The organism is Gracilibacillus alcaliphilus, from assembly GCF_016909015.1.
GTDB lineage: Bacteria > Bacillota > Bacilli > Bacillales > Amphibacillaceae > Gracilibacillus > Gracilibacillus alcaliphilus.
Genome location: NZ_JAFBFA010000064.1, coordinates 1 through 9,862, shown reverse-complemented (window position 1 = coordinate 9,862; position 9,862 = coordinate 1). Strand labels below are relative to the sequence as shown.

Sequence of the window (9,862 nt, the reverse complement as noted above, 5' to 3'; positions counted from 1 at the left end):
AGAAATTAAACAGCCTGGCACCGTTGGAATATCGGTACCAGACTGTTGCATAGATTTTTGTTTTTTCACTGTCTACTTGACAGGGTGCAGTTCAATATTTGATGCGGATGTTCTCTTTTTTTGACTAGTAATGTTTCAATTTTCTTATTTAGTAGAGAACAATAATGTTTATAAAACTTCCATAAACAAAAAAACATGAAAAACAAACGTATGTTTGTTAGAATAGATGTATCGAGGCTAATACTTAATAGAAAGAGGGTGACTCACATGAAGCAGGAATCACTTTTTTCAGAAGACAATAGAAGAAATTCCCCGCTTGCCAGCCGTATTCGTCCGAAAACATTAGATGGTTTTGCCGGTCAGCAGCATTTATTAGCACCTGGTAAGGTATTGCGAGAAATTATAGAAAATGATCAGGTGTCATCACTGATTTTTTGGGGACCACCGGGGGTAGGAAAAACAACCTTGGCAGAGATTATTGCAAACAAGACAGAATCCAAATTTATTGAGTTTTCGGCCGTGAACAGCAGCATCAAGGATATCAAAAATATGATGAAGGAAGCGGAAACAAGAAGGGATTTAGGGGAAAAGACGATTATTTTCATAGACGAGATCCACCGCTTTAATAAGGCACAGCAGGATGCTTTTCTTCCCTATGTGGAGAAGGGCAGTATCATTTTAATTGGAGCAACGACGGAAAATCCTTCTTTTGAAGTCAATGCAGCCCTTTTATCCAGAAGTAAGGTGTTTGTCTTAAAACCATTAGAAGTCGAGGATATTGTTAAGCTTCTGCAAGCAGCAATTCATCATCCAGATGGCTTTGGTGATAAGCAAATTTATATAAGTGAACAAGACTTAACTGCGATTGCAAAGTTTTCTAATGGGGATGCAAGAAGTGCCTTGAATACGCTAGAAATGGCTGTCTTAAATAGTGAGGAAACATCTGCTGGTATTATGATCACACATGAACATCTCAAACAGCTGATTACCAGAACGTCGCTGCTGTACGATAAGAATGGGGAAGAACATTATAATATCATTTCTGCCTTGCATAAATCGATGCGGAACAGTGACGTAGATGCCGCTATCTACTGGATGTCGAGAATGCTGGAATCGGGAGAAGACCCTCTCTATATTGCAAGAAGGTTAATTCGTTTTGCAAGTGAGGATATAGGACTGGCAGATACACGTGCCTTGAGTATCACAACTGACGTATTCCAAGCATGTCGATTTATCGGGATGCCGGAATGTGATGTCCATTTGACAGAAGCAGTTATCTATTTATCGCTGGCACCAAAATCGAACGCAGTATACAAGGCACGTCTGAAAGCAAAAAAAGATGTCAAAGAATCCATTAATGAACCTGTACCTCTGCAGATTAGGAATGCACCAACGAAATTAATGAAAGACCTTGATTATGGGAAAGGGTATCAGTATTCCCATAATGAAACAGAAAAATTAACAACGATGAAAACGATGCCCTCTTCCTTGGAAGGACAGAAATATTATTTTCCAACAGAGCAAGGACACGAGAAAAAGTTTAAAGAACGGCTTCATTATATTAAAGAATGGCATAAACGCAATGATTAGAGCCGAGAGCACACGGTTTAAGCGGCTAGTCCGGCTTGGGTCTTGTTAGCGCGACGATGCATGGTCAGTCAGTAGAGTTTAGCGAATGAAGGAGTTAGTACTTTACAAATTTGACAGGTGATTTAAAATAGAACGCCAGTCATCATAAAAAAATCGAGGGAAGAGTCATAACAGTCTCTTCTCTCGATTTTTTTGCTGGCGAAGGCAATGGTTTTACGTTGAGTAGGCGCACTAAGCAGGTGGCCATTGGCTATAACCAATCTAACGCAGAAATTTACTGTGTCATTTTTCTTCGGATTTTTTGAACATCCCTTTTAATCAAATGATGAAGCGGCTCTTGTACTATCAGGTAAACACCTGCTGAAAGGAAGACTGCAGCTGAGCCGTAAAAAAAGCCAGCCAGTACATCTGTGGGGAAATGCACACCTAAGTACACTCTGGTGGTCAATATAAAACCAATCCATATAAGTGTGATGAAACCAATGACAACCTTTTTCCATAGCTGAGCCGATAACAGAATAAGCACTAATCCAATCATTCCGTAAAAAATAGTAGCAGCAGTGGCGTGCCCACTTGGAAAACTTTCATTTGTTTTTTCGACCAGCTGCAAAAATACGGGGCGGTCCCGGTCAAATATTTTCTTTAACACCTTTCCGCCGATGACAGCGCAAAAAAGAATCGTACCACCGAACCATAAGCCTTCTGCAAATCTTCGTTTGAAAAATAATCCGAGGCACAGAATAATCGTTAATAGAATCACAAACTTCATATTTCCAAGTTCTGTTGTTCCCATAATAAAGGATGTTTTACCTTCTGAAATAGGGCCTTGGATTCTTTCTATCCATGATAAATCAAAAGCCTTTATCCAGTTATTTTCATAATGAACGCCCCAGCCAATGATTCCAAAACATAATAGGAATAATACCCCTGTAACTAAAAAGGGGACAGGAGATAAGCGTTGAATTCTCAAAGTATACCCTTCTTTCTATATAAGAGGTTGTTTCTCTCTGTTCTGAGGCCAGAAGTCTGTCACTCCTTATTTCAAGTGGGGAAACGGATGTTGACAAATCTCAGCTAAAGGAAATTAGACTGTATCGATTGTAGCTTCAAAGCCCTAAATGTACATCATAACATCTTTGATAGAATAGATACACTAGGTTTATTCTTCCTTATAGAAAGGAAGAATAATGAATACTTCTGGACGGCAAATAAGGATATATTTCCATTTAAAAGCAATGGAAGGAGTCTATTGGCTTGCATGTTCAGCCGTTTGTAACGGAGAGTTGAAATGTGAGGAGACGATATATGAAGGTTTTCAAGTAATTCCTGCTGCCTTTATCGGAGTGTTTTTTGGCGAGGGTACGGGTAAATATAGTAAGCTTATAGACAAAAAACCATCGTATTAGGCAGTTTTTTGAATAATATGGCTATACTATTTTTTTGCTTTTTCGACAAACGTTTTAGCTTCTTTTAGTCCAAGCCCTGTTTCGCCACGGACATATTTAATTGTTTTAATTTCGCCCACACCTGACTGAAGCATTTCTCGCACCTTTGACGATAGATCTGTATCTGCCGGATTGGTATAAGTTCTTTGATATGTCAGCTTGTCAACCAGTTCTTTAGCTTCCTTTAGCCCAAGTCCAGTTTCTTGACGAACATATTTAATCAAGCGTATTTTGTCTTCGCCAGCCTGAAGCCGCTGCTGTACTTCAGGGAGTATTTCGGCTGGATCTTTTCTATTTTCCGGTGTTTGCTGCTCATGATTAGCTTTCTTTCCGATAATAGATAAGAGCATGAACAATACAACGCTCCCGATCACAACAACAAGAATCATTTCAAGACTCATAATGGAAATCAACTCCTATGATAGTGAATTTGGCATGGAATGTGTGATATATTATACCACACACTCCATCTTTTACTTATTCAATGCTAGGAAGCGAGAAGGTATAAAGCCGCCGCTAACCTCCCTGATCGACAACTACTGTGGACCACATGTTTCACTATAAAAAAAACCGGATCGAAGCCATCGATATAATACCAATAATAACGGTAATCGATAGACTTTTTGTCCAGAGTGCGATCAGAAGCGTTGGCATAATAGCCAACAGGACACGCCAATCGATTGCTGGTACAGAACCGCCTTCTACTATCAAGCTGTCAATAATAAGGGCGGTAAAAATGCAGATCGGAATAAACGAAAGCCATTTTGTGACCACTTCAGGAAGGTCGATACTCCTTACCATAATAAATGGAAGTATTCTTGGAATAAGAGTGACAATAGCACATCCTGCAATAATCAAAAAAATGGATAGATTTACACTCATTTGTCTTTTAACACTCCAATCGTTGCTACAATTACGGTGGATATAATAATTGCGACATAAGAAGGAACAAACATACATAGAATAAACATCGTGATCACGACATATAAAATAAGAGATAAATAAAGGGTTAACTTATTCTTTTTAATCGTTTCTAACTGCAGGACAAGTAATGCCAAAAACATAGCTGTTAAAGCGAAGTCTAATCCAAATACCTCTGGATCAGCAATCCACTTGCCAAATATGCCGCCAATCAGACAGGATATAATCCAGCAAAGATATGCTGTCACGTTTAATCCGTTCATCCACTTGTCGTTGATTGTCTCCCCGCGTACGATCTTATTGACAGCCACACCGAACGTTTCATCGGTAACCAGTGTTCCAATTCCGATATTTTTGAGCAGGGAGTACTTTTTAAATGGTGCTGCAATCGTCATACTTAGTAAAAAATGCCGTAAATTAACAATAAATGTGGTGAATACAATGACAAAGAAAGGACTGCCAGCTGCGATTAAGGCACAAATGATAAATTGAGCAGCACCTGCATATACCAATGCAGCTAAAAGACCGATTTCCAAAATATTAAGATTGGAAGCGGCACCGACAACCCCTGCTGCAACACCAATACTCATATATCCGATTAAGGTGGGGATGCAATCCTTGATACCTTGGAGAAACGTATCAGGAGTTCCTGATTGTTTTGATTTGCTTGCTGATACACTCATTATTTGTTTGCTCCTTGTTTGCTATATTAAACATTTGTATGTTATAAAAGATACATGAATGATATACGAAAAACTAAAAGGAGTCAAGCTATCGATCAATGGATGCTATTCAAAAAATAATTTCTCATAATCTGGTTCAAATTCGCAAAGGCCGAGGATTAAGTTTGGACAAAGTAGCAGAATTAACTGGTGTCAGCAAAGCAATGCTGGCTCAAATAGAGAAGGGTAAAACCAATCCGACCGTTTCAACCTTATGGAAAATAGCTAATGGCTTGCAAGTATCTTTTTCCATGTTTATGAAAGAGCCTGAACAGCAAAAGATAGAGAAAGTAACTCTGGATCAACTAACTCCGGTACAAGATGATACTGATCATTATCTTGTTTATTCTCTCTTTCCTTATCACCCAGAAAGAAAATTCGAGGTATATGCTATCAAGCTGGAATCTGGATATAGTCATGTATCTGACAAACATTTAGGAGAAGAGTATGTCTTGATTCAAAGCGGAGAATTGACAATCGAGATCCAAGGTGAAACCTTTGTCTTAACAAGTAATCAGTCCTTAAAGTTTAAGGCAAACACCGAACATCGTTATATGAATCATACCGATCAATTAGTTAGTTATTATATGGTGATTTATTATCCGGATCAGGAATAACCGACTAAAATGGGACAGACAAAGTACCGTATTTGGCGGACAGATAGAAATTAAAGCAAAGGAGCGGATAAATAATGCGGTTAAGTGTATTAGATCAAGCCCCGGTATCGAAGGGGGACAGTCCAGAACAGACATTACAGCATACTTTAGAATTGGCGCAATGGACAGAAAAGCTTGGCTATCATCGTTATTGGGTGGCAGAACATCATAATACTACCGGACTTGCCAGTTCTTCGCCTGAAATTATGATGACAAGAATTGCCTCCGCAACAAAGCGTATTCGGGTTGGTTCTGGTGGTATTCTGCTGCCGCAGTACAGCCCATACAAAATTGCTGAAAATGCTAAAACGATGGCCGCCTTTTTTCCAAACCGAATCGATATAGGTGTTGGGAGTTCCCCGGGTGGTTCCCCATTGACTAGATCTGCCTTGACAGATAATCAAAATAAAAGCCTTCGTGATTTTCCTAGACAAGTTGCCGATTTGCAAGGTTTTTTACATAATTCATTGCCGCGTGACCATGAATTTCGGTTAGTAAAGGCCGGGCCTAGGATAGAAGAGAAACAACTGCCGCCACTGTGGCTGTTAGGCTTATCGGAGCGGTCTGCCAAACAGGCTGCAGCATTAGGAATTGGTTTTGTCTTTGGCCATTTTATTGATCCAAGTCATGGCAGACAAGCATTACAGACATACTATGATCACTTCTCACCTTCTGTAAGCGGGAAAGAATCGCAATCTATTGTATGTATTTTTGTCGTTTGTGCAGAAACAGAAGAAGAAGCGGAAGAGTTAGCAGTAACGCAGGATAAATGGCTCTTAAGTGTCGGAAAAGGCGTTGGTACGAAAGTTTTGCCATTGGAAGATATTCGTAAACAAACATTTAATAAGGAAGAATGGACCACTATCCAGCAGAACCGTCGTCGCTGTATTATCGGAACACCTGAAATGGTCAAGGAGCAATTGAGTCAATTACAAGAAGTTTATCAGACAGATGAATTTATGATCATTACCAATATCTTTGATTTTGAGGCCAAGAAAAAATCATATCGCCTGCTGGCAGAAGCGGTCTTCTAAATAAACAAATGCTTTCCAATCAAATTGCCGCTAAGCATAACCAATGGGCATTGAAAAATTTGTGGTAGAATAAGCTATATCAGACGTTGATAGGAGAATATCAAAGATGGATAGGACGGGAATTGTTCATTTTTTTAGTGTTCCAATGGAAGAAATAGAGAAGGTTGTTTATGAAGAAATGGAACCGATGTTTGACGATAAGGGGGAGTGTTATTTTTTAGGTGCGTCTTATTTTGCCGCCTACACCGTATATGGTGCGAGATTGGAAATATCTGATGCAGACGAGCGCTTTCCAGTCATAAAACAAATAGTAGAGAATAAATATGGATTCAACCTAAAAAAATATATCAATAAGCCATTGTATGAAAAGTGAGTGATAGGCCGAAGGAAGCTGTTGCACCATAAGTTAGCTGTTGGTGAAACAGCGTTTTTGTCTGCTATCTTGGTTTTATAAGTGTAGAATATAGAATATAATTTGGCCGTGGTTTCTACAAGCGTTTAATAAATTAACTTATACATAAGATGTGTGACAGTGGCTCCGTCTATCACTTGGAGACTTTCTAATTTTATCGAACCTGCCCCCAAGTGATCAAACAAACGAGTGCCTTTACCGAGCAATATCGGTGACACATGCAGGTGTATCTCATCAAGCAGACCTGCTTTCATACACTGCTGAGCAATATTTGCTGTACCAATGCTGATATCTTTTCCCTTTGCCGCCTTTTTGGCTTGTTGCACCGCATTTTTTACCCCATCTGTAACAAATGTAAATGAGGTTTGCTCTTCTAGATAATGTGCAGGTGCTTGATGGGTGACAACAAAAATGGGTACCCCTTGAATCGGGTGACTGCCATTCCAGCCATTGACGATATCAAATGTGTTTCTGCCGACAACCATAGCTCCAGTGTTGGAAATAGTTGTATCAAAAATTTTTTTATTGACAGAAGATAACTTGAAAAATTCATTGTAATCACTCGGTTGTTCCCCATTAAACAGCCAAGCTTGAATGTCTGTCCCTCCATCTCCAAGCGGCTGTTCAGGCGTATCATTCGTGCCGGCAATAAACCCGTCCAGTGACATCGAAATATCTAAAAAAACTTTACTCATGTTTCATCATCTCCTTGTATATTATTATTAACTAGTATTTTTACTAGTTTTAAATCTTTGTACCATTCAAGGTATAATGTATTTAATAGATAGAGATTTGCTCACCTCCTTCTTTTTAAAATAAGTGAACAGAAGGCTTATTTAGCATGTTTACACTTAAGTAGAAGCTTTTTATTCATACTGCTAAATCACTTTAATTTCTTCCTTGACTTTTTATAGCTGGTCTTTTTGAATACGTAATTTTATCGTAACAGATATGATAAAAGAAGGTTTCTTTTATCTTGCTGCAACAATCGGTTATTTTTAGTAGTCTGGATAAGTGATTAGTGGAAAAAAGAAGGTTATTACGGGTTATCTCGTTCGCACTCTTAACAACCGTGTCATTAGTTTTTTTAGGTATCGCTGTCTAAAAAACGGTTTTGCTAGATACTGAAAATTAGCAGTATTTCAGTCAGAAGGATCGTTGCATTTTTTGAGATAAAAATATTGTCGATTTAACCTAAAAATCCCTGATAAAGACTAAATATTTTGTATCTTTTACCGATATAAAAAAGAGTACCATGAAAAGCGGGAGGATACATAATGGACAAATCATCATTTATAGGATTAATTTTAGGAATTATTGCTGTTGGGGTAGGGATGGTATTAAAGGGTGTGGGTTTAGGTGCTCTCGTTAACCCCGCAGCCATTTTGATTATTATTGTCGGCACGGTGGCATCTGTCATGATCGCTTTCCCCATGGATATTCTAAAAAGGGTTCCAGCGTTATTTAAAATTTTATTTTTTGAAAACAAGCAAACAGACATGAAAGAGTTAATTGCGATGTTTATGGAGTGGGCCGATCAAACACGTAAAGAAGGTCTGCTTGCCTTAGAAAAGCAGGTAAGTGAAGTAGAGGATCCTTTTCTTTCCTCAGGCTTACAATTAGCGATTGATGGTCAATCCCCTGATTTTATTAAAGACGTGATGATCGAAAAGATTGAAGCTATGGAACAGCGTCATGAAGAAGGGGCAGCGATCTTTACGCAAGCAGGTACATATGCTCCAACACTTGGTGTACTAGGAGCTGTAATTGGTTTGATTGCGGCATTAGGAGATATGTCTGATATTGATGCACTAGGATATGCAATCTCGGCAGCCTTTGTCGCAACATTACTTGGGATTTTTACTGGGTATGTGTTATGGCATCCATTTGCCAACAAACTGCGTGAAAAGTCGAAACGAGAAGTGCTGCAAAAAGAATTAATCGTCGAAGGTATCTTATCAATTACAACAGGCGATTCTCGATTAATTGTACAGGAAAAGCTTGGTTCTTTACTATCTTCCAAAGAGTTAGCTAAATTACAGGAGAGAGATAGCAATGGCTAGAAGAAAAAAGAAAAAACATTCACATGTTGATGAGTCATGGCTGCTTCCTTATTCTGATTTACTCACCTTATTGGTTGCACTATTTATTGTATTATTTGCTTCTAGTGAGATAGATGTTCAAAAATATACCCAAATGGCCAATGTTTTTCGCTCAGAATTTTCAGGGGTAGGAGAAGGGATATTGGATAATCAGACAGAAGCTATTCCGCCGAGCGTGGAGGAGGGAAGAGATGACGGTGAACACAGAGAAGAGGAAGAACAGGAGCCAGTAGAGGAAGAAGATGATGAAACACAAGGGGAAAGAGAGTTAGAGGAGTTAAGGGAGATACAAGAAGAGATTAATGCATATATCGAAGCGGAAGGACTTATCAATGAATTTGGGACAGAGTTAACCGGAGAAGGCTTATTGATTACCATGCGGAATGACATTCTGTTTGACTCTGGCAGTGCGGAAGTAAGGTCAGATGGACGAGCGGTTGCGGCAGATGTTGCCAATCTGTTATATACAGAGCCGCCGCACCAGATTGTTATCAGCGGTCATGCCGATGATGTCCCGATTGTAAATGCCAGTTATAGCTCGAACTGGGAGCTTAGTGTGGCTCGTGCTGTAAATTTTATGACCATTTTATTAGAAAATCAAGATTTAGATCCAACCTTATTTAGTGCAAAAGGTCATGGCGAATTTGATCCTATTGTTCCGAATGATACGGCAGAACATCGAGCTCAAAACAGACGCGTAGAGGTACTGGTCTTACCAAATTACGAAATTAATTTACCGTCAGAAGAATAGTAGCATGGTTCAAAGCTCGTGTTTTTGCAAAGACTTTAGGGTCCTGTTGTTCTCTTTTATGAGACGCAAAATTATAGCTAGGAGAAAGGAAAAATTTGAAGATATGATTCCAAAAAATGGTGATGGGAATCATATCTTTTTTATAAGGTCAGCGTACAATGTCAAATACTTTTTTTAAGTTTTTGGATAACTCTAATACACCTACCATAAATAAATTTTTTTACAAGTA

General features: G+C 38.9%; 12 protein-coding genes and 1 pseudogene. 7 read left to right on the top strand and 6 right to left on the bottom strand.

Going from position 1 to position 9,862, the window contains the following annotated elements; genetic code table 11:
* The first annotated feature begins 267 nt into the window (after positions 1–267).
* Entirely contained in the window at positions 268–1,590 is a 1,323-nt protein-coding gene (locus JOD18_RS23770) for a replication-associated recombination protein A (RefSeq protein WP_204671931.1), read from the top strand.
* Positions 1,591–1,864: 274 nt separating this feature from the next.
* On the opposite strand, the gene JOD18_RS23765 is transcribed toward JOD18_RS23770, so the two are convergent.
* Positions 1,865–2,560 carry a phosphatase PAP2 family protein gene (locus JOD18_RS23765; protein ID WP_204671929.1) on the bottom strand — a complete coding sequence of 232 codons (696 nt, stop codon included), beginning with the start codon at positions 2,558–2,560 and terminating at the stop codon, positions 1,865–1,867.
* Between the two features lie 217 nt (positions 2,561–2,777).
* On the opposite strand from JOD18_RS23765, the gene JOD18_RS23760 reads away from it, so the two are divergent.
* The gene (locus JOD18_RS23760) at positions 2,778–2,996 is read left to right on the top strand and encodes a hypothetical protein (RefSeq protein WP_204671927.1); all 219 of its coding nucleotides are present in this window, start codon (positions 2,778–2,780) and stop codon (positions 2,994–2,996) included.
* A gap of 26 nt (positions 2,997–3,022) precedes the next feature.
* Here the strand turns inward: JOD18_RS23760 and JOD18_RS24500 are convergent, their stop codons facing one another.
* From JOD18_RS24500 to JOD18_RS23745, 4 genes and pseudogenes are all read right to left on the bottom strand, one after another.
* Positions 3,023–3,130, bottom strand: coding sequence for a ribosomal protein L7/L12 (locus tag JOD18_RS24500; RefSeq protein WP_239588337.1), 108 nt, complete (start codon positions 3,128–3,130; stop codon positions 3,023–3,025).
* Between the two features lie 66 nt (positions 3,131–3,196).
* A pseudogene (locus JOD18_RS24495) lies at positions 3,197–3,280 on the bottom strand (ribosomal protein L7/L12); the annotation flags it as partial.
* Between the two features lie 313 nt (positions 3,281–3,593).
* A complete protein-coding gene (locus JOD18_RS23750) occupies positions 3,594–3,917 on the bottom strand; it encodes an AzlD domain-containing protein (protein WP_204671922.1) in 324 nt (107 codons plus the stop codon).
* The gene (locus JOD18_RS23745) at positions 3,914–4,639 is read right to left on the bottom strand and encodes an AzlC family ABC transporter permease (RefSeq protein ID WP_204671920.1); all 726 of its coding nucleotides are present in this window, start codon (positions 4,637–4,639) and stop codon (positions 3,914–3,916) included. The genes JOD18_RS23750 and JOD18_RS23745 overlap by 4 nt, the downstream gene beginning before the upstream one ends.
* Positions 4,640–4,737: 98 nt before the next feature.
* Between JOD18_RS23745 and JOD18_RS23740 the strand changes: the two genes are divergently transcribed.
* From JOD18_RS23740 to JOD18_RS23730, 3 genes are all read left to right on the top strand, one after another.
* Positions 4,738–5,295 carry a helix-turn-helix domain-containing protein gene (locus JOD18_RS23740; RefSeq protein WP_204671918.1) on the top strand — a complete coding sequence of 186 codons (558 nt, stop codon included), beginning with the start codon at positions 4,738–4,740 and terminating at the stop codon, positions 5,293–5,295.
* A gap of 71 nt (positions 5,296–5,366) precedes the next feature.
* Positions 5,367–6,368, top strand: coding sequence for an LLM class flavin-dependent oxidoreductase (locus JOD18_RS23735; RefSeq protein WP_338029610.1), 1,002 nt, complete (start codon positions 5,367–5,369; stop codon positions 6,366–6,368).
* A gap of 106 nt (positions 6,369–6,474) precedes the next feature.
* Positions 6,475–6,741 carry a hypothetical protein gene (locus JOD18_RS23730; protein WP_204671914.1) on the top strand — a complete coding sequence of 89 codons (267 nt, stop codon included), beginning with the start codon at positions 6,475–6,477 and terminating at the stop codon, positions 6,739–6,741.
* Positions 6,742–6,866: 125 nt separating this feature from the next.
* On the opposite strand, the gene JOD18_RS23725 is transcribed toward JOD18_RS23730, so the two are convergent.
* Positions 6,867–7,475 (bottom strand): dihydrofolate reductase family protein, encoded by a 609-nt coding sequence (locus JOD18_RS23725; protein WP_204671913.1) that lies wholly within the window; start codon positions 7,473–7,475, stop codon positions 6,867–6,869.
* A gap of 582 nt (positions 7,476–8,057) precedes the next feature.
* On the opposite strand from JOD18_RS23725, the gene motA reads away from it, so the two are divergent.
* Both motA and motB read left to right on the top strand, forming a co-directional pair.
* The gene (motA, locus tag JOD18_RS23720) at positions 8,058–8,843 is read left to right on the top strand and encodes a flagellar motor stator protein MotA (RefSeq protein WP_204671912.1); all 786 of its coding nucleotides are present in this window, start codon (positions 8,058–8,060) and stop codon (positions 8,841–8,843) included.
* Positions 8,836–9,633 (top strand): flagellar motor protein MotB, encoded by a 798-nt coding sequence (gene motB / locus JOD18_RS23715; protein ID WP_204671911.1) that lies wholly within the window; start codon positions 8,836–8,838, stop codon positions 9,631–9,633. The genes motA and motB overlap by 8 nt, the downstream gene beginning before the upstream one ends.
* Positions 9,634–9,862 lie beyond the last annotated feature (229 nt).

Excerpts from the sequence above, each read along its gene's own strand:
- JOD18_RS23770 (WP_204671931.1), top strand. The coding sequence starts at position 268 with ATGAAGCAGGAATCACTTTTTTCAGAAGACAATAGAAGAAATTCCCCG.
- JOD18_RS23760 (WP_204671927.1), top strand. The coding sequence starts at position 2,778 with ATGAATACTTCTGGACGGCAAATAAGGATATATTTCCATTTAAAAGCA.
- JOD18_RS24500 (WP_239588337.1), bottom strand. The coding sequence starts at position 3,130 with ATGCTTCAGTCAGGTGTGGGCGAAATTAAAACAATTAAATATGTCCGT.
- JOD18_RS23750 (WP_204671922.1), bottom strand. The coding sequence starts at position 3,917 with ATGAGTGTAAATCTATCCATTTTTTTGATTATTGCAGGATGTGCTATT.
- JOD18_RS23745 (WP_204671920.1), bottom strand. The coding sequence starts at position 4,639 with ATGAGTGTATCAGCAAGCAAATCAAAACAATCAGGAACTCCTGATACG.
- JOD18_RS23740 (WP_204671918.1), top strand. The coding sequence starts at position 4,738 with ATGGATGCTATTCAAAAAATAATTTCTCATAATCTGGTTCAAATTCGC.
- JOD18_RS23730 (WP_204671914.1), top strand. The coding sequence starts at position 6,475 with ATGGATAGGACGGGAATTGTTCATTTTTTTAGTGTTCCAATGGAAGAA.
- JOD18_RS23725 (WP_204671913.1), bottom strand. The coding sequence starts at position 7,475 with ATGAGTAAAGTTTTTTTAGATATTTCGATGTCACTGGACGGGTTTATT.
- motA (WP_204671912.1), top strand. The coding sequence starts at position 8,058 with ATGGACAAATCATCATTTATAGGATTAATTTTAGGAATTATTGCTGTT.
- motB (WP_204671911.1), top strand. The coding sequence starts at position 8,836 with ATGGCTAGAAGAAAAAAGAAAAAACATTCACATGTTGATGAGTCATGG.